The organism is Mycolicibacterium chubuense (genome assembly GCF_001044255.1).
Lineage (GTDB): Bacteria > Actinomycetota > Actinomycetes > Mycobacteriales > Mycobacteriaceae > Mycobacterium > Mycobacterium chubuense.
The window spans coordinates 87385-107199 of sequence record NZ_JYNX01000057.1; the positions used below are offsets into that span (position 1 = coordinate 87385).

Annotated in this window: 22 protein-coding genes, 1 pseudogene and 1 riboswitch; of the genes and pseudogenes, 14 read left to right on the plus strand and 9 right to left on the minus strand. The window is 70.4% G+C overall.

Features of this window, described 5'->3' with window-relative positions; translation table 11 throughout:
• Positions 1-5: 5 nt before the first annotated feature.
• A complete protein-coding gene (locus tag MCHUDSM44219_RS18610; RefSeq protein ID WP_048419717.1) occupies positions 6-1277 on the minus strand; it encodes an MFS transporter in 1272 nt (423 codons plus the stop codon).
• Positions 1277-1933, minus strand: coding sequence for a pyridoxamine 5'-phosphate oxidase (gene pdxH / locus MCHUDSM44219_RS18615; RefSeq protein ID WP_269084089.1), 657 nt, complete (start codon positions 1931-1933; stop codon positions 1277-1279). The genes MCHUDSM44219_RS18610 and pdxH overlap by 1 nt, the downstream gene beginning before the upstream one ends.
• Before the next feature lie 93 nt (positions 1934-2026).
• On the opposite strand from pdxH, the gene MCHUDSM44219_RS18620 reads away from it, so the two are divergent.
• The 4 genes from MCHUDSM44219_RS18620 (at position 2027) to MCHUDSM44219_RS18635 (ending at position 5116) form a co-directional block, all read left to right on the plus strand.
• On the plus strand, positions 2027-3145 hold the full coding sequence (locus MCHUDSM44219_RS18620; protein ID WP_048419719.1) for a citrate synthase 2: 1119 nt from the start codon (positions 2027-2029) through the stop codon (positions 3143-3145).
• Positions 3142-3756: a maleylpyruvate isomerase family mycothiol-dependent enzyme gene (locus MCHUDSM44219_RS18625; RefSeq protein ID WP_048419720.1), complete on the plus strand. Its 615-nt coding sequence runs from the start codon at positions 3142-3144 to the stop codon at positions 3754-3756. Before MCHUDSM44219_RS18620 ends, MCHUDSM44219_RS18625 begins: the two co-directional genes overlap by 4 nt.
• A gap of 75 nt (positions 3757-3831) precedes the next feature.
• On the plus strand, positions 3832-4284 hold the full coding sequence (locus MCHUDSM44219_RS18630) for a VOC family protein (protein WP_048419721.1): 453 nt from the start codon (positions 3832-3834) through the stop codon (positions 4282-4284).
• Between the two features lie 55 nt (positions 4285-4339).
• On the plus strand, positions 4340-5116 hold the full coding sequence (locus MCHUDSM44219_RS18635) for a bestrophin-like domain (protein WP_048419722.1): 777 nt from the start codon (positions 4340-4342) through the stop codon (positions 5114-5116).
• 6 nt (positions 5117-5122) lie between these two features.
• On the opposite strand, the gene MCHUDSM44219_RS18640 is transcribed toward MCHUDSM44219_RS18635, so the two are convergent.
• Positions 5123-6796: an FAD-dependent oxidoreductase gene (locus tag MCHUDSM44219_RS18640; protein WP_048419723.1), complete on the minus strand. Its 1674-nt coding sequence runs from the start codon at positions 6794-6796 to the stop codon at positions 5123-5125.
• Positions 6797-6800: 4 nt separating this feature from the next.
• The gene (locus tag MCHUDSM44219_RS18645) at positions 6801-7829 is read right to left on the minus strand and encodes an AurF N-oxygenase family protein (RefSeq protein WP_048419724.1); all 1029 of its coding nucleotides are present in this window, start codon (positions 7827-7829) and stop codon (positions 6801-6803) included.
• Between the two features lie 205 nt (positions 7830-8034).
• Between MCHUDSM44219_RS18645 and serC the strand changes: the two genes are divergently transcribed.
• Positions 8035-9150, plus strand: a complete 1116-nt coding sequence (gene serC, locus MCHUDSM44219_RS18650; protein ID WP_048419725.1) for a phosphoserine transaminase — start codon at positions 8035-8037, stop codon at positions 9148-9150.
• A gap of 87 nt (positions 9151-9237) precedes the next feature.
• On the plus strand, positions 9238-10044 hold the full coding sequence (sepH, locus tag MCHUDSM44219_RS18655) for a septation protein SepH (RefSeq protein ID WP_048419760.1): 807 nt from the start codon (positions 9238-9240) through the stop codon (positions 10042-10044).
• On the opposite strand, the gene MCHUDSM44219_RS18660 is transcribed toward sepH, so the two are convergent.
• A complete protein-coding gene (locus MCHUDSM44219_RS18660) occupies positions 10012-10278 on the minus strand; it encodes a DUF2537 domain-containing protein (RefSeq protein WP_048419761.1) in 267 nt (88 codons plus the stop codon). The genes sepH and MCHUDSM44219_RS18660 overlap by 33 nt on opposite strands.
• A 14-nt stretch (positions 10279-10292) precedes the next feature.
• Complete coding sequence (locus MCHUDSM44219_RS18665) at positions 10293-11120, minus strand: TrmH family RNA methyltransferase (protein ID WP_236695511.1); 828 nt, start codon at positions 11118-11120, stop codon at positions 10293-10295.
• 50 nt (positions 11121-11170) lie between these two features.
• On the opposite strand from MCHUDSM44219_RS18665, the gene MCHUDSM44219_RS18670 reads away from it, so the two are divergent.
• Both MCHUDSM44219_RS18670 and MCHUDSM44219_RS18675 read left to right on the plus strand, forming a co-directional pair.
• Positions 11171-11416 (plus strand): DUF2530 domain-containing protein, encoded by a 246-nt coding sequence (locus tag MCHUDSM44219_RS18670; RefSeq protein WP_048419727.1) that lies wholly within the window; start codon positions 11171-11173, stop codon positions 11414-11416.
• 29 nt (positions 11417-11445) lie between these two features.
• Complete coding sequence (locus tag MCHUDSM44219_RS18675) at positions 11446-11898, plus strand: SRPBCC family protein (RefSeq protein WP_048419728.1); 453 nt, start codon at positions 11446-11448, stop codon at positions 11896-11898.
• Here the strand turns inward: MCHUDSM44219_RS18675 and MCHUDSM44219_RS18680 are convergent.
• On the minus strand, positions 11895-12638 hold the full coding sequence (locus MCHUDSM44219_RS18680) for a DUF3027 domain-containing protein (protein ID WP_048419762.1): 744 nt from the start codon (positions 12636-12638) through the stop codon (positions 11895-11897). The genes MCHUDSM44219_RS18675 and MCHUDSM44219_RS18680 overlap by 4 nt on opposite strands.
• 316 nt (positions 12639-12954) lie before the next feature.
• Here MCHUDSM44219_RS18680 and MCHUDSM44219_RS18685 point away from each other — a divergent pair, with 316 nt between their 5' ends.
• Both MCHUDSM44219_RS18685 and MCHUDSM44219_RS18690 read left to right on the plus strand, forming a co-directional pair.
• Positions 12955-14631: an MFS transporter gene (locus MCHUDSM44219_RS18685; protein WP_413783623.1), complete on the plus strand. Its 1677-nt coding sequence runs from the start codon at positions 12955-12957 to the stop codon at positions 14629-14631.
• The gene (locus MCHUDSM44219_RS18690) at positions 14628-15110 is read left to right on the plus strand and encodes a DUF2771 domain-containing protein (RefSeq protein WP_048419730.1); all 483 of its coding nucleotides are present in this window, start codon (positions 14628-14630) and stop codon (positions 15108-15110) included. Before MCHUDSM44219_RS18685 ends, MCHUDSM44219_RS18690 begins: the two co-directional genes overlap by 4 nt.
• Here the strand turns inward: MCHUDSM44219_RS18690 and MCHUDSM44219_RS18695 are convergent, their stop codons facing one another.
• Together MCHUDSM44219_RS18695 and MCHUDSM44219_RS18700 are read right to left on the minus strand one after the other, a co-directional pair.
• Positions 15111-16127 (minus strand): glutathione S-transferase family protein, encoded by a 1017-nt coding sequence (locus MCHUDSM44219_RS18695; protein WP_048419731.1) that lies wholly within the window; start codon positions 16125-16127, stop codon positions 15111-15113. It abuts the gene before it with no gap.
• A gap of 28 nt (positions 16128-16155) precedes the next feature.
• Positions 16156-16566, minus strand: coding sequence for a cold-shock protein (locus MCHUDSM44219_RS18700; protein ID WP_048419732.1), 411 nt, complete (start codon positions 16564-16566; stop codon positions 16156-16158).
• Between the two features lie 179 nt (positions 16567-16745).
• On the opposite strand from MCHUDSM44219_RS18700, the gene MCHUDSM44219_RS18705 reads away from it, so the two are divergent.
• The 4 genes and pseudogenes from MCHUDSM44219_RS18705 to MCHUDSM44219_RS31640 form a co-directional block, all read left to right on the plus strand.
• On the plus strand, positions 16746-17162 hold the full coding sequence (locus MCHUDSM44219_RS18705; protein ID WP_048419733.1) for a YccF domain-containing protein: 417 nt from the start codon (positions 16746-16748) through the stop codon (positions 17160-17162).
• Positions 17159-18232, plus strand: a complete 1074-nt coding sequence (gene moaA, locus MCHUDSM44219_RS18710) for a GTP 3',8-cyclase MoaA (protein WP_048419734.1) — start codon at positions 17159-17161, stop codon at positions 18230-18232. The genes MCHUDSM44219_RS18705 and moaA overlap by 4 nt, the downstream gene beginning before the upstream one ends.
• A 3-nt stretch (positions 18233-18235) precedes the next feature.
• Positions 18236-18484: a MoaD/ThiS family protein gene (locus MCHUDSM44219_RS18715; protein ID WP_048419735.1), complete on the plus strand. Its 249-nt coding sequence runs from the start codon at positions 18236-18238 to the stop codon at positions 18482-18484.
• Positions 18485-18762: 278 nt separating this feature from the next.
• Positions 18763-18940, plus strand: a riboswitch (cyclic di-AMP (ydaO/yuaA leader).
• A 9-nt stretch (positions 18941-18949) separates the two neighbouring features.
• A pseudogene (locus MCHUDSM44219_RS31640) lies at positions 18950-19765 on the plus strand (transglycosylase family protein); the annotation flags it as partial.
• Between the last annotated feature and the right edge of the window lie 50 nt (positions 19766-19815).

Here is a 19815-nt window from a genome sequence, read left to right on the forward strand (position 1 = left end):
GCGGATCAGGGCACCCGAGCAACCCGGTAGCGGACGAACGCGGGCACCGCGAGGACGGCGAGCACCACACCCACGACCACGAGCACGCCCCCGCCCGCCGCGGCGACCGTCGTGCCGACCGCGGCCGCCACCGCGCCGTGCGCCGCATCGGCCAACCGGGGGCCGCCGGCGACGACCACCGTGAACACGCCCTGCAGCCGGCCGCGCAGCTCGTCGGACGCGGCCTCCTGCAGGATCGTCGACCGGAACGCCGCCGACACCATGTCCGCCGCGCCACCGAAGGCCAAGCACGCCAACGCGATCCACAGCATGGTGCCCGCCGCTCCGTGCGCCGCGCCGCTGGCGACCCCGAAGCCGACCATCGCGAGACCCCACGCCACGATGGCGACCACCACCGCCAGCCCCTGCCGCTGCACGCGGGGCAGCCATCCGCTGAAGATGCCGCCGGCCACCGCTCCCGCCGACATCGCGGCGGCGAGCAACGCCATCGTCGTACCGCCCTCGACGGGACCGCCGAAGCTCTCGTGCGCCATCTGAGGGAACAGCGCGCGCGGCATGCCGAAGATCATCGCGATCAGATCGACGACGAAGGACATCAGCACCACCCGGTTGCCCGCCAGGTAGCGGAACCCGTCGAGCACCGCGGTCAGCCCGTAGCCGGGGGCGTCGTCACCGGTGACCGTGGGTGGCATCGGGGTCATCCGGACCGTGGCCCAGATGGCCGCGAGGCAGGTGATCGCGTCGATCAGATACAGCGCGGACAGGTCCACCCAGTGCAGCATGACGCCGGCCAACAGCGGGCCGGCGATCGCGCCGAACTGCATCACCGTCATGTTCAGGGTGTTCGCGGCGGGGAGCTGTCCCCCGGGCAGCATGCGCGGAATGGCCGCGGAGCGGGTCGGCGAGTTCACCGCGTAGAAGGCCTGCTGGAGCGAGAGCAGGCTGAGCACCACCCACACGTTGTTCAAGCCGAGCGCCGACTGCAGCCACAGCAGTACCGACGACAGCGCCAGCCCGCAGGAGGTGATGACCAGCAGCAGACGCCGATCCATCGCATCGGCCCACGCGCCGCCCCACAGCCCGAACACCACCAGCGGCACCAGCGCGAAGAGTCCGGCCAACCCGACGTAGAGCGAATTCTGGGTGAGCGCGTACAGCTGCACGGGCACCGCGAAGATCGTCAGGTTCGCGCCGATGACGGTGACGATCCCGGCCAGCCACAGCCGGCGGAAGTCGGGGGCCTGCAGAGGTGTGGTGTCGGCGAAGAGCCGGCCCACTACGGCTGAAGGCGTTCGACGAACCCGTCCCGAACCCGAATCCTGTTGTGCAGCCGGTTCTCCCGGCCCTGCCAGAACTCGACCTCGTCGGGTGCGATCAGGTAGCCGCCCCAGTGCGGCGGTACCGGGACGGTCTCACTGCCGGCGAACCGTTCGGTGACCTCGGCGAGTTGGGCGCGCAGCGCCTCCCGCGAGGCGATGGGCCGGCTCTGCGCCGACGCCCACGCCCCCAGCTGCGAGCCGCGCGGCCGCTTGGCCCAGTAGTCGGCGGTCTCCGCGGCGGGAACCTTGGTCACCGGGCCGCGCAGGTGGACCTGCCGGCCCAGGGCGTACCACGGGAACGTCGCCGACGCGTACGGCTGCGCGGCCAGGTGCTCGCCCTTGGCGGATTCGTAGTTGGTGTAGAACGTGATGCCCGATTCGGTCACGCTCTTGCACAACACGGTGCGGGTGACAGGTCTTCCCGCGGCGTCGACGGTGCCGACCACCATCGCGTTGGGCTCGGCCACCCCGGCCTGACCGGCGTCGGCCAACCAGCTGTTCAGCAGCGCCACCCATCCGACGTCGAGCCAGTCCGCGTCCAGATCGGAGCTGCCGTCTTTCTCCACCGAGCCGTATTCCACCCGCATCCGGGCGAGGTCGTCAGATGTGCCCACGCGATCACGCTACGCGGAACCCCGTCTGTCGGCTGCGCCGACGGAAGCCCGACTGTCAGCTGCGCCGACGAGGCGTGATGCGACAATCACCGCATGACTGCGGTGCCGAAGGATTTCGCTCCCGGACTGGCGGGCGTGGTGGCGTTCGAGACCGAGATCGCCGAGCCGGACAAGGACGGCGGCGCGCTGCGCTATCGCGGCGTGGACATCGAAGATCTGGTCGCCGACCGGGTCACCTTCGGGGACGTGTGGGCGCTGCTGGTCGACGGCCGCTTCGGGCACGGCCTGCCGCCCGCCGAGCCGTTCCCGCTGCCGATCCACAGCGGCGACGTCCGCGTCGACGTCCAGGCCGGGCTGGCGATGCTCGCCCCGATCTGGGGCTACTCGCCGCTGCTGGACATCGACGACCAGACCGCGCGCGACCAGCTGGCCCGGGCGTCGGTGATGGCGCTGTCCTACGTCGCCCAGTCCGCCCGCGGCATCTATCAGCCCGCCGTTCCGCAGCGCAAGGTCGACGAATGTGACACGGTCACAGCGCGTTTCATGACCCGCTGGCAGGGCGACCCCGATCCGCGGCACATCGAGGCCATCGACGCGTACTGGGTCAGCGCCGCCGAGCACGGCATGAACGCCTCGACGTTCACCGCGCGGGTGATCGCGTCGACGGGCGCCGACGTCGCCGCCGCGCTGTCGGGCGCGATCGGTGCGATGAGCGGCCCGCTGCACGGCGGTGCGCCGGCGCGGGTGATCCCGATGATCGAGGAGGCCGAGCGGACCGGGGACGCGCGCGCGGTGGTCCGCGGCATCCTCGACCGCAACGAGAAGCTGATGGGCTTCGGGCACCGGGTCTACCGGGCCGAGGATCCGCGGGCCCGGGTGCTGCGCGCGACGGCCGAGCGGCTCGAAGCTCCGCGCTTCGAGGTCGCCGCGGCGCTCGAGCAGGCCGCCCTGGCCGAACTGCGGGAGCGCCGACCCGACCGGGCGATCGAGACCAACGTCGAGTTCTGGGCCGCCGTCATCCTCGACTTCGCCCAGGTGCCGCCGACGATGATGCCCGCGATGTTCACCTGTGGCCGCACGGCCGGCTGGTGCGCGCACATCCTCGAGCAGAAGCGGCTGGGCAAGCTGGTTCGGCCGTCGGCGATCTACGTCGGGCCCGCTCCGCGCAGTCCCGAGGCGGTCGAGGGCTGGGACCAGCTGAACCGGCAATGACCGACCCGCGGGCCGTCTTCGCCTCGGCGGCAAGGTATTTCGCATCGCTGGCGCGCGACGTGCCCGGTGACCGGTGGAACGGTCCGGGGCTCGGCGAGTGGTCGGTCCGCGATCTGGTCGGGCACACGTCTCGGTCGCTGATCACGGTGAGCACCTATCTGCAGGCCCCCGCGCAGCACGAGGACGTCACCGAGCCCGCCGACTACTACGTCCGCATCAACGACTATGCCGCCGGAATGGGCGCGGCCGCGATCGTCGAACGCGGCCGCCAGGCGGGTCGGGACCTCGGTCCTGATCCCGTCGCGACGATCGACGGGCTCGTCGAGCGCGTGCTGACGGACATCGACACCGCCGGGGATCCGCTCATCGAGGTGATCGCCGGGCTGGGTCTGCGCCTGAGCACCTATCTGCCGACGCGGACCTTCGAGATCGCGGTGCACGGTCTGGACATCGCGTCGGCGATCGGGACGGACCGCACACCGCCCCGTGAGGTGCTGGCGGAGGCCGCGGCGCTGGCCGCGCGCATCGGGGTGCACCTGGGTAGTGGGCCGGCGCTGCTGATGGCGCTCACCGGACGGACCGGCCTGCCCGCGGGGTTCTCGGTGGTCTGACGCGCCGATGAGTTTCCGGTGGCGGCCCGGTCAGCATCGACAGCCACCCGGCCGTCACGCAGCGAAGGAGACCCCATGGCCATCGACAACACCCCGATGCTGGTTCCGCACCTCGTCGTCGACGACGCGGCCGCCGCACTGGACTTCTACACCCGGGCGTTCGACGCCGAGGAGATGGTGCGCCTGCCCGGTCCTGACGGCAAGCTGATGCACGCGTGCATGCGGATCAACGGCTCGATGGTGTTCGTCAACGACGACTTCCCCGAATACAACGACGGGAAATCGTCCACCCCGAATGCGCTCGGCGGCACGCCGGTCACGCTGCACCTGCACGGGGCCGACGTCGACGGCCGCTTCCAGCGCGCTCTCGACGCGGGCGCCGTCGTGGTCAACCCGCTCGAGGACCAGTTCTGGGGAGACCGCTACGGCGTGGTGCGCGATCCGTTCGGGCACCACTGGGCGCTCGCCGAATCGGTGCGCGACGTCGACGTCAACGACATCGCCGCGCAGATGAGCAGCGGCAGTTAGCCCGCCCGCCGGTGTGTTTGCCGGGCGGGGCCGACACGCGCGGTGATACTGGGCTGTGCTCTGGCTGCTGCAGTTCCCCCCGGTCGTCCTGGGGCTGATCTGGATTGCTGTCGTCGTCGGGATCTCCGTCGGCGGGCTCGTGCTGTTCCGCAAGGTGGTGTCCCACACCCGGCTGGAATCGGCGAATCCGGTGTCGTCGGCGGTGTTTCAGGTCGCCGGGGTGCTGTACGCGGTGCTCGTCGCGTTCGTCGTCGTGGTGGTGTGGGAGCAGTTCGGCAACGCGGAGGACGCCAGCAGTATGGAGGCCTCGGCGGTCGCCGACCTGCTGCGGGACTCCGACGCGCTGCCCGCCGCATACCGCACCGAGGTGCAGCAGAACCTCGTCGCCTACTCCCGCGACGTCATCGACCATGAGTTCCCGCGGATGCGGCACGGCGAGACGATCACCGAGCAGTCCGACGCGCTCAACAACGTCTGGCAGGCCTACCTGAAGGTCCAGCCCGAGACCCGCAACGAGATCGCGTTCTTCGACCACGCGATCGTGCGACTCAACGATCTGAGCGCCAACCGCAAGCTGCGGGTGTCGACCGGCGACGCCTCGGTGCCCGGGGAGTTGTGGGTGCTGCTCATCGGCGGCGGCGCCGTACTGATGGTGTTCACCTACCTGTTCGGCACCCGGGACCTGCTGGTGCACGGGCTGGCGGTGGGGTTGACGGCGTCGTTGCTGGCGTTCGTCATGTACCTGATCTTCGCGCTCGAACATCCCTACGTGGGCGCGTTGTCGGTGCAGCCCACGCCGTTCGTGAACGTGCTGACCGACTGGTCCGACTAGGTCGTCTCAGCGCAACAGGCCGGACAGCAGCCGGCGGTGCGCGGGCTCGGCCGGCGCCTCGGCCGCGGCGCGCACCATCTCGTCCACCGAGGTGAACTTGGCGCGCGGGCGGGTGCCGTGACCGCGCGCCACCTCGGCGCGGTCGATCGCCTTCCAGCCCTTCTCGTCGACCACCGCGGGTCGCCTACCGCGCACGAACCGGGGCAGCGCCGAGGGTTTGTGCACCGGATCGGTGAGCAACCCTGCGTTGTAGTCGTCGACGAGCGTGTGCACCGTCTGCGCCGCGCAGGACTTGTTGGTGCCGATGAAGCCCGTCGGCCCGCGCTTGATCCAGCCGGCGACGTAGCTGCCGGGCACCGCGGTGCCCGCGTCGGTGACCCGGCCGCGGTCGTTGGGCACCACGGCGGCGGTCTCGTCGAACGGGAGTCCGCGGATCGGCATGCCGCGGTAGCCGATCGACGTCAGCACCAACCCCGCGGGGATCTGCTGCACCTGATCGGAGCCGGTCACCTCGAACTCGATGCCCGTCACCCGCGTCGGCCCCAGCACCCGGCGCGGCGTGAGCTGGTAGGCCAGCCGGATCCGGGGCCGGGTGACCGGCGCGGTGGCGTCACCGAGCTTGGCCAGGATCTCCAGTTTGTTGCGGGTCAGCGCATCGGTGGCGGCGGCGAGATCCTCACGCACGCGCTGGTGGTCAGCCGGGTCGAGCACGACGTCGCAGCGCGCGGTCAGGCCGATCAGCTCGGGCAGGGTGAACGCCGAGGCGGCGGGCCCCCGCCGGGCGGCGATCACCACCTCCCGAACCTGGGAGGCGCGCAGCGCCTCCAGAGCGTGATCGGCGATGTCGGTGCGCGCCAACGCATCCGGATCGGTGGTCAGGATGCGGGCGACATCGAGGGCGACGTTGCCGTTGCCGACGACGACCACCCGCTCGCCGTTCAGATCGACCGACAGATCCGCGAACTCGGGGTGGCCGTTGTACCAGGCCACGATCTCGGTGGCCGTCGCGGTGCCGGGCAGATCCATGCCGTCGATGTCGAGGCGCTTGTCGGTGGGCGCGCCGACGGCGTACAGCACCGCGTGGTGGTGCTCGAGCAGCTCGTCGTGCGTGAGGTCCGATCCCACCTCGACGTTGAGGTAGAACCGGAAGTCCCGGCGGGCGGCGATCGTGTCGAACAACGTCGTCACCCGCTTGGTCGCCTGATGATCAGGCGCGACACCGGCCCGCGCGAGCCCGTAGGGCGTGGGCAACTTCTCGAAGACGTTGACCTGCACGCCGCGCTGGGTGAGCAGTTCGTCGGCGGCGTACATCGCCGCGGGCCCGGAGCCGACGATCGCCACCCGCAGCGGTCCGCCGCCGCGGGCTGCCACGACGGGCGCGTCCGGCACCGGCGCCAGCTTCGACGTCGGCGGCAGCTTGCCCTCCCGCTCGGGGTAGAAGCCGGCGTTGATCTCGAGGAACGGCAGCTGCTCGTCGGTCAACCGGGTGTCCGGGGCGATCGCCCCGACGGGGCAGGCCGACACGCACGCGCCGCAGTCGACGCAGGCCACCGGGTCGATGTAGAGCATCTCGGCCGTGGCGAAGCCCGGCTCATCCGGCGAAGGATGAATGCAGTTGACCGGACACGCGAAGACACAGGACCCGTCGCTGCAACACGACTGGGTGATCACATGGGGCATGCGCCTACGCGACCGAGGCCAGGTGCTCGCGCTGGGGCTCGCTGCGGTACCGGCTGGGGCGGCCGCCGATCCGGCACATCCGCCACACCAGCTTGGCCACCGGGTTCATCAGGCCGGTGTCGTGGGCAAGCATCCGCACGTCGCCGAACATGTCGCGCAGCATCTGGCGGGATTCCGGTGACTTGAAGAAGATCTCCTTGCGCACCGAGCGCGGGATGTCGAATTCCTTCCAGAACGCCCGCGGCGGAACGATGATCGCCGAGCACAGCACCCGCATCACGACGGGAACGTAGAGCGAGAGCCAGAAACGCTTGCGGCGCGGCAGATTCGGGACGCGCTTGCGCAGGTACTCGTGCGCGAACGAGATGTGCCGCGCCTCCTCGGCGACGTGGATCGCCATCACGCGCTCCATGATCGGGTGCAGCGCCTTGCCCTCGCGCAGCACGTTCTTCTGCGTGTGGTCGATGGGCTCCTCGCCGGCGAGGATGCCGAACCAGAACGGGATCGGTAGCGGTCCGGCGACCAACGGGATGGCGGGCTGGACCCACTTGAGCAACTTCGGCATGCCGGGCACATCGGCGCCGATGCGGTTCACCATCTCCTGGAACATCAGGGTGTGGTTGCACTCCTCGACCGCCTCGTGCAGGCAGTAGCGGTATTCCGGTGATCCGTTGGGCGTCCAGAACGCGTACTCCATCAGGCCACGGATGAGGATCGACTCGAAGTGCAGACCGACCTTCGCGACATTGGCCTGACGCCACATCCCGATCTGGATCTGCCGTTCCTTCGACTGCGACCGATACCACTCGTGCTTACCGATCGGATCGGTCGCCGGCAGGATCCAGCGCTCGTCGTTCGGGGTCACCGCGAACTCGGGCGAGTCCCAGTCGATGTCGGTGTAGGGATTGAAATTGCGCCGCACCGATCCCTCGGACAGGGTCTGCAGCGTGTTGACGTACTCCGCGTCGTCGAAGACGTCCATGTTCCTGCGCCAGCGCCGGACGATCTTGGTGCGCGCTTCCTTGACAGCCATTGTGAGCCTCCATGCCTCGAGTGAGGTTTACATTCATATGCTCGCTGTCCAGTGACAGTACCCGCGGTCCCAGGAATTAACCAGGGTCAATTCCGCGGTGTGCGGCAACCACGTTACCCGCGTCACATGTGAGCCAGATCACCGTCGGACGGCCCTCCGGCGGCCGGATTCGGTCCATCCCGCGGCCCGGTTCTAGGCTGGCGGCATGGCCCAGGACCTGACGATCCCTGACAACCTCAAGCCGCGCGACGGCCGCTTCGGGTGCGGCCCGTCGAAGGTCCGACCCGAGCAACTGACGGCACTGGCCGAGGCCGGTCACCTCTTCGGCACCTCGCACCGACAGGCTCCGGTGAAGAACCTCGTCGGCCGGGTCCGCGACGGCTTGCGCGAGTTGTTCTCCCTGCCCGAGGGGTATGAGGTGATCCTCGGCAACGGCGGCTCGACCGCGTTCTGGGACGCCGCCGCGTTCGGCCTCGTCGACAAGCGTTCGCTGCACCTGACCTACGGCGAGTTCAGCGCGAAGTTCGCCTCGGCGGTCGCCAAGAACCCGTTCATCGGCGATCCCGTGGTGATCAAGGCCGACGCCGGCAGCGCACCGGCGCCGATGTCCGATCCGTCGGTCGACGTCATCGCCTGGGCGCACAACGAGACCTCGACGGGCGTCGCGGTTCCCGTGCAGCGGCCCGCCGACTCCGGCGACGCGCTGGTGGTCATCGACGCGACGTCCGCGGCCGGCGGCCTGCCGGTCGACATCACCGCCGCCGACACCTATTACTTCGCGCCGCAGAAGAACTTCGCCGGCGACGGCGGGCTGTGGATCGCGCTGATGTCCCCCGCCGCGCTCGCCCGGGTCGAGGCCATCGCCGCGGCGGGCCGGTGGGTGCCCGACTTCCTGTCCCTTCCGATCGCGATCGAGAACAGCGTCAAGAATCAGACCTACAACACCCCCGCGATCGGCACGCTGGTGCTGCTGGCCGAGCAGATCGACTGGCTGCTGGGCAACGGCGGGCTGGACTGGGCCACCAAGCGGACCGCGGACTCGTCGGAGCGGCTGTATTCGTGGGCCGACGCCTCGGAGTTCGCCACCCCGTTCGTCAGCGATCCGGCGCTGCGGTCCGCGGTGGTCGGCACCGTCGACTTCACCGACCAGGTGGACGCCGCGGCCGTCGCCAAGACGCTGCGCGCGAACGGCATCGTCGACACCGAGCCCTACCGCAAGCTCGGGCGCAACCAGCTGCGTGTCGGGATGTTCCCCGCCGTCGACCCCGACGACGTCAGCGCGCTGACGGCCTGCGTCGACTGGGTCGTGCAGCGCTTGTAGCGACTGCCGCGTGTCACCGCGGTAACGGGAAGATAACGCAGTAGGGTGACCGCGTATCGGGCTCAGCGCAGCCCGGAGGAGGTCGCCATGCGGGAACTGAAGGTCGTCGGACTCGACGTCGACGGCAAGCGGATCATCTGCGAATCCGACGACTCCGCGGAGAAGTTCGTCCTGCGCTCAGACGAGCGACTCAAGGCCGCGGTACGCGGCGACCGGGTCGCCTCGAACCAGACCACGATCGATGTCGAGGTGCCGAACATGCTGCGCCCCAAAGATATTCAAGCCAAGATCCGCGCAGGAGCCTCGGTCGAGCAGGTAGCCGCCGCCGCGGGCGCGGATATCGCGCGGGTCGAACGCTTCGCCCATCCCGTGTTGCTGGAGCGCTCCCGGGCGGCCGAGCTGGCCACCGCGGCGCATCCCGTGCTGGCCGACGGACCGTCGGTGCTCACGCTGCTCGAGACGGTGACCGCCGTGCTCATCGCGCGCGGACTCGATCCGGAGGCGACGAACTGGGACGCCTGGCGCAACGAGGACGGCCGCTGGACCGTGCAGATGGCGTGGAAGGCGGGACTGTCCGACAACGTCGCGCACTTCCGGTACGCGCCGGGCGCGCACGGCGGCACCGTGACGGCGTTCGACGACGCCGCCTGCCAGCTGATCGACCCGAACTACGCGCGGCCCTTGCGGCCCCTGGCACCGGTGGCGCAACTGGCTCTCGAGGAGCCGGAACCCGCTCCGGCACCCGAACCCGAAGCCGAAGCCGAAGCCGAAGCGGTGGAGGTCGATCAGCCTGTGCCGGCGGCCAAGCCGGCCCGTCCCCGCAAGCAGCGGCCGACGGTGCCGGCCTGGGAGGACGTGCTGCTAGGCGTGCGCTCCAGCGGCGGCCAGCGCTAGCAGCCCGATCCACGCGCCGGCCACGCCGACGCCGGCACCGAGCACGAACCACCGCCACACCGGAACCCGGCGCCACCCCCACACCGTGGGCGCGAGCCCACCGACGGCGACGAGATTGAGCCCGACCGCCAGCAGCGGGTGCACCCGCGCCAACCCGATGCTCAGCACGACGATGGCGGCGCCGAGCACGGCGGCGACGAACGCCGCGACCGTCAGGCCGGTGCCCCACGGCATCGGCTCGCCCGTACTCACGGCGCGAGCCTATCCCGCTCGTAGAACGCCAAAGCCGCAGCCGTGGCGACGTTGAGCGAATCCGTGCCGCGCGACATCGGGATGCGGGCCCGGACATCACACGCCCGCATCGTGTGCTCGGCCAGACCGGGGCCCTCGGCGCCCACCAGGATCGCGACCCGGCGGCCTGCCGACTCACCGATCACCTGGGCGAGCGTCTGCGCGCCGGGGTCGGGCGTCATCGCAACCAGCTGAAAACCGTTGTCCCGCATGAGTGTCAACTCCCCCGGCCACTGCGCGGCCCGGGCGAAGGGCACCAGCAGCGCATGCCCCATCGAGACCCGCACGGCCCGCCGGTAGAGCGGGTCGGCGCAGCCGCTGCCGAAGACCACCGCCCCTACCCCCAGCCCGGCGGCGTTGCGGAAGATGGAGCCGAGGTTCTCGTGATCGTTGACGCCCTCGAGCACCGCGATCGTCGCGGCGTTCTCGATCACCTGCGGCACCGTCAGCTCGGCGGCCCGCGACGCCGACGCGAGCACGCCGCGGTTGAGGTGGAAGCCGACCACGTCGGCCATCACCTCGGCGCTGACGCGGTAGTACGGCGCGCCGAGGCCCTCCAGATCCGCGCGCAGTTCGCCGAGCCGCCGGTCGGTGCCCAGCAGCGCCCGCGGTCGGAACCGGGAGGCCAGCATGCGCTGCACCACCAGCACCCCCTCGGCGATGACCAGTCCTTTGCCGGTGGGCAGGTCGGGCCTGCGGTCGACGCTGTTGAGATCGCGGAAGTCGTCGAGGCGCTCATCGGCGGGATCGTCGATGTCGACGACGTCGACCGGTCCGGTTTCCACGGCGCTCGACACTACCGACGCCCGGTGGGCGATCGACTACGTTGGGTCCGATGACCGCGCCGCCCGAACCGCCCCCGCTGCCGCGTGCGCTGCTCGCGCCGTGGCCGGTGATCGTGGTGATCACCTGCGGTTGGCTGATCGCCACATTGCTCGCCTTCACCGTCGACGCGCTCCAGGGGTGGCGGCCGGTGACGATCGCGGGCCTGGGCGTCGGCGTCCTTGGCACGTCGATCTTTCTGTGGCAACGTCACGCCGTGCGCCGCGGCTCCCGCGGCGCGCAGAGTGGCTTGGACTGACCCGACACCCACGAGAAGGGGACGACGTCATGGCGGCGCCGATTTTGCAAGCGCAGATCGACATCAACGCACCGGTTTCCACGGTGTGGAAACTGGTCTCGGACCTGGACCGGATGCCGCAGTGGAGTCCGCAGTGCCGGTTCATGAAGGCTCTCGGCGAGCTGCGCCCGGGGGCGCGCACCATCAACATGAACCGCCGCGGGCGGCTGTTCTGGCCGACGACCTGCCGCATCACCGAACTGGTGCCCGAGCAGAAGCTCGCCTTCCGGGTCAACGAGAACAACACCGTGTGGAGCTATGAACTCGAGCCCACCGAGGCCGGCACCCGGCTGATCGAGACCCGCAACGCCGAGAACGGCACGAAGGCGATGTCGACGTTCCTGGTGGGCAAGTTCATGGGCGGCGTGCCGAGCTTCGAGCAGGAGCTCGTCGACGGCATGAACGCATCGCTGGCCCGGATCAAGGCCGCCGCCGAGAACTAAGCCTGGTCGGTGCGTTCCACCAGGTCCAGCACGCCGTCGTCGAACGGGTCGTAGAGGGGCGAACCGGCCCCTTGCGGCGCCGGGGTGTCGGAGTGCGCGCCGCATCCGTATTCGGCGTCGACGACGTGTCCGTCGGCGGCGTATTCGTTGGCGCACACACCGAACATCACGCCCAGCGCTCCGCCGAGCGGCAGGTAGAAGCCGCAGTCGCGGCACATCCGGCGCGTCGCGCGCGCCATCGCCGAACCCGGCCCGTGGTCACCGTCGTGCCAGCGTTGCGCGGCGTCGTTGCGGCCCCACAGGCTCAGCACCCGGCGCCGGCCCAACCCGACCTCGACCGCCACCTCGTCGATCTGCGGATCGCCGGTGGCCATGAAGCCGGGCACGAGCCGCGGATCGTCGGCCGGGGGCGCCAGCAGGTCGCCGGGACTCAGATCGCCGGCCCGGACGCGCTCCTCCCAGGGCACCCACTTGGGCGCCAGCAGCGCGGTAGGTCCGGGAACCAGCACCACCTCGCTGATCGTGGCGTGTGTCGCGCCCGGCGATGCCGCCACCACGACCGCCCATTGCCATCCGCGGTAGCCGGGCATCTGCGCGAGGAACCGGTGGGTGGCCGATGCGGGGCCTTCGAATCCGGCGCCCAGGTACTCGCCGACGGTCTCCTCGCCGCTGAACTCCGCGATCGCCGCGCGGGCGACGTCGACCGCGCCGCGCAGGATCTCCTCCACCTCGGCGGACATCGGCTCGGGCTCGATCACCTCGGGCTCGGTCACCTCGGGTTCGGTCACCTCGGGTTCGGTCACCTCGGGTTCGGTCGGCGCAGCCTCGGAATCCGTCGCCTCCGGCTCAGGCTCGGACGTCGGCTCGGCCTCGGGCGCCGCCGCCTCGGCGTCAGGCGCCGTCGGCTCGGGCACGAGCCCGGCCTCGGGTTCGGCCTCGTGCGGAGGGGGTTCGGTCACGCTGTCCATCGGTGTTCATCTTGCCCGACAGGGACCGGAGCTAGCCACACCGGTTGCCTGCACGCCCGGTGTCGCCGCCATGGGGGAGAATCGACTCGTGACAGGAGCGCGGCGCGACCACCCGGACCCCGAGGGTCCGCCCGGCGGACGCTACTACCCTCCGCGCCCACCCGCCGGGGAGCATCCCGGGATGGCCAACTACCCGAGTGATCCGGTGGCCGCGCCCGGCCGGCGCCGGTCTTCGACGGCCAACGAGAGCGCCAACCGGTGGCTTCCCCCACTCGACGATCACGCCCGTCGCCGCGACTATGACCGCTTCGACGCGGACAGGTCGGGGGCGACCGGAGGCGAGAAGGTGACCGTCACGCGCGCGGCCGCGCAGCGCAGCCGTGAGATGGGCTCGAAGATGTACGGGCTGGTGCACCGGGCGGCCACCGCCGACGGCGCCGACAAGTCCGGTCTGACCGCGCTGACCTGGCCGGTGGTGGCGAACTTCGCCGTCGACGCCGCGATGGCGGTCGCCCTGGCCAACACGTTGTTCTTCGCCGCCGCGACCGGGGAGAGCAAGAGCCGCGTCGCGCTCTACCTGCTGATCACCATCGCCCCGTTCGCGGTGATCGCCCCGCTGATCGGGCCCGCACTGGATCGCCTGCAGCACGGCAGACGGGTGGCGCTGGCCGCATCGTTCGCCCTGCGCACCGCGCTCGCCGTCATCCTCATCGCCAACTTCGACAGCGCGACCGGCAGCTTCCCGTCCTGGGTGCTGTATCCCTGCGCCCTGGGGATGATGGTGCTGTCGAAATCGTTCTCGGTGCTGCGCAGCGCGGTGACGCCGCGGGTGCTGCCCCCGACGATCGACCTCGTCCGGGTGAACTCGCGGTTGACGATGTTCGGCCTGCTCGGCGGCACCATGATCGGCGGCGGCATCGCGGCCGCGGCGGAGTGGGGTTTCCAGCTGTTCCGGATGCCCGGCGCGCTCTACGTGGTGGTGGCGGTCTCGATCGCGGGCGCGGTACTGGCCATGCGCATCCCGAAGTGGGTCGAGGTCACCGAGGGCGAGGTGCCGGCGACCCTGAGCTACCACGGTCAGACGGCCGGACTGCGTCGCGGGCCCGCGCCCAGCGCGAAGGCGCGACAACCATTGGGCCGCAACATCATCACCGCGCTGTGGGGCAACTGCACCGTCAAGGTGATGGTCGGCTTCCTGTTCCTGTATCCGGCGTTCGTCGCCAAGGCGCACGACGCGAGCGGCTGGGAGCAGTTGCGCATCCTCGGGCTCATCGGTGCGGCGGCGGCCATCGGCAACTTCACCGGGAACTTCACCGCCGCGCGGCTCAAGCTGGGCCATCCCGCCCAGTTGGTGGTGCGCTGCGCCGTCGCGGTGACGGCGATGTCGCTGGCCACCGCGCTGACGGGCAATCTGCTGGTGGCCGCGGCGACGACCCTGATCACCTCGGGTGCGAGCGCGATCGCCAAGGCGTCGCTGGACGCCTCACTGCAGGACGATCTGCCCGAGGAGTCACGGGCGTCGGCGTTCGGGCGGTCGGAATCGCTGCTCCAGCTCGCGTGGGTGGTGGGCGGCGCGACGGGCGTGCTGATCTACACCGAGTTGTACGCCGGCTTCACCACCATCACCGCGCTGCTCATCCTCGGGCTGGCCCAGACGGTGTTCAGCTACCGCGGTGAGTCGCTGGTGCCGGGGCTGGGCGGCAACCGCCCGGTGATCGCCGCCGCCGAGGGTGTCCGCGCCGAACCGGCGGTGACCCGCGAGTGAAACGCATTGTCGCCGTTCTCGCGGCAGTCGCCCTGATCGCCTCGATCGGCTCCGGCGTGCTGGTGTGGCGGCTCACCCGCGATCGTGCACCGGACCTGCCCGAGATCTCCGCCTACTCCTCCGGACACCTCGCCCGTGTCGGCCCGTATCGGTTCTGCCAGGTGCTCAACCCCACTGACTGCGTGGTGCCCGGGGACCAGGGTGAGGTGCCGGTGACGGGCCGCCGCCCCGTGCAACTGTCGCTGCCCCCCGCGATCGCGAAGGCGCCGTGGGTGCTGCTGCGCGCCTACGAGGACGGCGATGTCGTCGAGGAGTTCCGCCCCGATTCCCGTCTCGCGGTGACCATTCCCACCGTCGATCCCCAGCGCGGGCGGCTCAACGGTTTCGCGGTGCAGCTGCCCACCCTGGTGCGCGACGAGGAGGGCAACGAGTTTCCGGTGCCGCACGCCGAATGGTCGGTACGCACGGTCTGGAGCTGATCAGCCGGCGCCGTGGTCGGCGGGCACCTGCTCGCCCTCGCGGGTCGGACCCGGCGGGGTGCCATCCCCGAATGGCCTGCCGCCCAATGCTTCTCGGCCGTGCGGGGTGAGCCAGTTCGACAGGTCGGGCCCCTTGGGCACGACGCCGGTGGGGTTGATATCGCTGTGCACGATGTAGTAGTGCTGCTTGATCTGGACGAAGTCGGTGGTATCCCCGAAGCCCGGCGTCTGGAACAAGTCGCGCGCATAGGCCCACAGCACGGGCATCTCGGAGAGCTTGCTGCGGTTGGTCTTGAAGTGTCCGTGGTAGACGGGGTCGAAGCGCGCCAGCGTGGTGAACAACCGCACATCGGCTTCGGTGATGGTGTCCCCCACCAGATATCGCTGATCGGCGAGCCGGTCGGAGAGCCAGTCGAGCGCGGTGAACAGCCGGTCATAGGCCTTCTCGTAGGCGCGCTGCGAACCGGCGAAGCCGCACCGGTACACGCCGTTGTTGACCTCGGTGTAGATGCGCTGGGCCACCTCGTCGATCTCCGCCCGCAGCGGCTCGGGATAGAGCAGCGGCGCGCCGTCGCGGTGATGGGCCGTCCACTCGGTGGAGAAGTCGAGGGTGATCTGCGCGAAGTCGTTGGTCACCACCTCACCGGTCGGCACGTCGACGACCGCGGGCACGGTGATGCCCTTCGGGTAGTCGGCGATGCGCTTGTTGTAGGCGTCGCGCAGGTAGTGGATGCCCAGCACCGGGTCGACGCCGTCGGGGTCCAGGTCGAACGTCCAGCTGCGCTCGTCGTGGGTGGGTCCGCAGAACCCAATGGAGAGAACGTCTTCCAATCCCAGGAGCCGGCGGACGATGATCGTGCGGTTCGCCCACGGACACGCGCGTGCGACGACGAGGCGGTAGCGACCCGGTTCGACGGGGTAACCGTCGCGGCCGTCGGCGGTGATGCGGGTCGTGATGTAGTCGGTGTCACGCTGGAAATCGCCGTCGGAGGACGACGGGTCGGCGACGTAGCTCATGACACAGTCATACCCGCCGGGCCGGCCCTCAGGCGTCGAGTTCGCGCGCGACGGCCTTGACGACCTCCGACACGCGGCGGGCCACCTTGCGATCCGGGTAGCGCCCCTTGCGCAGCTCGGGCTGCACCGCGCCCTCGAGCAGCGTGATCATGTCCTCGACCATGCCGTGCAGTTCGTCAGGGGTGTGCTTGTGCTCGGCGGCCGTGGCCTCGCGGCGCGTCCGGGTCAGGCTCGGCGGCGGGTCGATCAGCTTGAGGCTCAGGGCCTGCGGGCCGCGGCGTCCGGCGGCGACACCGAACTCGACGCGCTGGCCCGCCTTGAGACCCTCGACACCGGCGGGCAACGCCGAGGAACGCACGTACACGTCCTCACCGTCTTCCTGCGAGAGGAACCCGAAGCCCTTCTCCGCGTCGTACCACTTCACCCGGCCGGTCGGCACTGGTCTCACCTGCTTGTCTGTCTGAGCCGATATGTCTGCCGCCCATAGTGGGTACAGACTCTTCACATAGAGGAAGCGCCCCGCCTGCGTCGGGACGCGTCGTGGGAGATCCTACTCGGACGTCGCCGCAGCCAGCACCCCCTTATGTCGGTAGGCTGCAATCACCGCTGGAGGAAGAGATGCGCCTGATCCTGAACGTCATCTGGTTGATCTTCGGTGGCCTGTGGCTGGCGCTGGGCTATGTGCTCGCCGCGCTGATCTGCTTCGTGCTCATCATCACCATCCCCTTCGGTTTCGCGGCGCTGCGCATCGCGCTCTACGCGCTGTGGCCGTTCGGCCGCACGATCGTCGACAAGCCCGGGGTGCGCCCCGGCGCCCTGGTCGGCAACATCATCTGGCTGATCGTCGCGGGAGTGTGGCTGGCGATCGGGCACATCATCACCGCCGTCGCGATGGCGATCACGATCGTGGGCATCCCCCTGGCGCTCGCCAACCTGAAGCTGATTCCGGTGTCGCTGATGCCGCTGGGCAAGGAGATCGTGCCCGTCAACGGCGGCCGCGACGCCGCCCAACCTGCGTTCGGCGTGACCCGGTGAGCGTTGTCGCCCTCGGGGTGCCGTCCGTGCGCGGGCCGGTGTCGGGCGCACCCGCCGACGGACCCCTGGTCGACACGTTCGGCCGCGTCGCGACCGATCTGCGGGTGTCGCTGACCGACCTGTGCAACCTGCGCTGCACCTACTGCATGCCCGCCGAGGGCCTCGACTGGATGCCGGCCGAGCAGAAGCTGCGGGTCGACGAGCTGATCCGGTTGCTGGGCATCGCAGTCACCCGGCTCGGGATCACCAGTGTGCGGTTCACCGGCGGCGAACCGCTGGTGGTCCCCCACCTCGAGGACGTCGTCGCGGCGACGGCGGCGCTGCGGCCGCGTCCGGAGATCACGCTGACGACCAACGGGATCGGGCTCGCCGGGCGCGCGGACGCGCTGAAGAGCGCCGGCCTGAACCGCATCAACGTCTCGCTCGACACCGTCGATCCGCAGCGGTTCGCGGCGATCACGCGCCGCGACCGCCTGGACGCGGTGCTGGCCGGCCTGCGCGCCGCCCGGGCCGCCGGGCTGTCGCCGGTGAAGGTCAACGCGGTCCTCGACCCGGTCACCGGGCTCGACGACGCGGTCGCCTTGCTGCGGTTCTGTCTGGCACACGGCTACCAACTGCGCATCATCGAGCAGATGCCGCTGGACGCGGGCCATTCTTGGCAGCGCGAGCGCACCCTGAGCGCGGACGACATCCTTGCCGCGCTGCGACGGGACTTCACGCTGACCCCGCATCCGGGACCGCGCGGCTCCGCCCCCGCCGAGTTGTGGCAGGTGCGGTCGGGCACCGGCGCCGACGCGGCCGTGCTCGGCGATGTCGGGATCATCGCGTCGGTCTCGCACGCGTTCTGCGCCAGCTGTGACCGGTCCCGGCTCACCGCCGACGGCCAGGTCCGCAACTGCCTGTTCGCCCGCGACGAGACGGACCTGCGGGCTCTGCTGCGCAGCGGCGCCGATGACGACGCGCTCGAGGCGGCCTGGCGGGCCGCGATGTGGGCCAAGGCGGCCGGGCACGGCATCAACGATCCCGGTTTCGTCCAGCCGGACCGTCCGATGAGCGCGATCGGCGGCTGAGGGGTGGGCGTGACTGTGCGGTACTTCGCCGCGGCGCGCGCCGCTGCGGGCGTCGAGCACGAGACCGTCGAGTTGCACCCGGGCGCGACGGTCGCCGACCTGGTCGACACCCTCCGTTCGCGCGGTTCGGCGCTGTCGGCGGTGCTCGCCCGGTGTTCCTATCTCCGTGACGGAGTCGCGGTGCGCGACACGCGCACTCCGCTCGGCGACGGGCAGACGGTGGACGTCTTACCACCGTTCGCCGGGGGGTAGACGACCGTTCGCGCCAGGAGTATTCCGTGATTTACGTCACATCACGGAATGGTCACGAGATGGCTACGGCGAGGTAGAGACGCGCCGCACCTGCAGGAACAACGCTCCCTGCAGGGATTTTAGAGATTTTTTAGTATTTGCCGTGGCCAACGACACGACGGTGGACACGAGGTGACGGGACCTTGGCGAGCCGTTACGGTCTTGAACCAGGCCGATCGCCCCCACTTTGACCGGCCCGCCGCGTGCCAACTGCGCCGAACTCCATCCGTTGGTCCGCGGGGACAACGAGACCCAACCTGGATGGAGGCGGGGGACCCACCGGTCCACCGAAACAGAAGGACCAGGAGCCGATTCGGTTCCTTGGGGTGAAGCCGACGTCGTTTCGACGCCGCCGGCCGGGCGACCTCTCCAGCCCGAACCCGACAGCTGACCTCGCGGGCGCATACGAGAGGACCTCGCGCACTTATGAGTGGACGGCATCGCAAGCCCACCAATTCAGCAGTAAGCGTCGCCAAGATCGCCGTCACCGGCGCGGTCATCGGCGGCGGCAGCCTGGCGCTGGCCGGTACCGCCGGCGCCGCGACCGACAACGAATGGGACAGGGTCGCCAGCTGCGAGTCCGGTGGCAACTGGGCGATCAACACCGGCAACGGCTACCAGGGTGGCCTGCAGTTCTCGCCGAGCACCTGGTCCGGGCACGGCGGTGGAGAGTTCGCGCCGGCCGCCCATCTGGCCACCAAGGAAGAGCAGATCGCCGTCGCCGAGCGCGTGCTGGCGTCTCAGGGCAAGGGCGCCTGGCCCTCGTGCGGCGGGCCGCTCTCCGCCGCAACGCCCCGCAACGTCGTGAACGAGGCTCCGCCGGCCCCGGTCGATCCGCTCGGCCTCAACGGTCTGCTGCCTCCTCCCCCGCCGGCCGATCCGCTCGCGCCGCCGCCGCCCGCTCCGTTCGATGCGATGTCCGCTCAGGCGCCGCTTCCTCCGCCGCCCGTCGACCCGCTCGCCGCGCCGCCGGCTCCGGAGGCGCTTCCCCCGGCTCCTGCGCCGATGGACGCTCCGCTTCCGCCGCCGCCGGGCGATCCCTTGCCGCCGGCCCCCGCGCCGGTCGACGCCGCGCCGCTGGATGCACCGCTTCCCGCACCGGCTCCGCTGCCTGACGCCGCACCCCCGGTCGTCGACGTCGCGAACATCGCGCCGGCCGATGCGCCGCCGCCCGTCGATGCGCCCCCGCCGGCCGAGCCCGTCGTGGCGGCCGCTGACTGGGACCCCGCTCAGGGTCCGGCGACGCCACCAAACTCCTGATCAAAATGGGTCTCCGCGGCGGGCGGGACTCA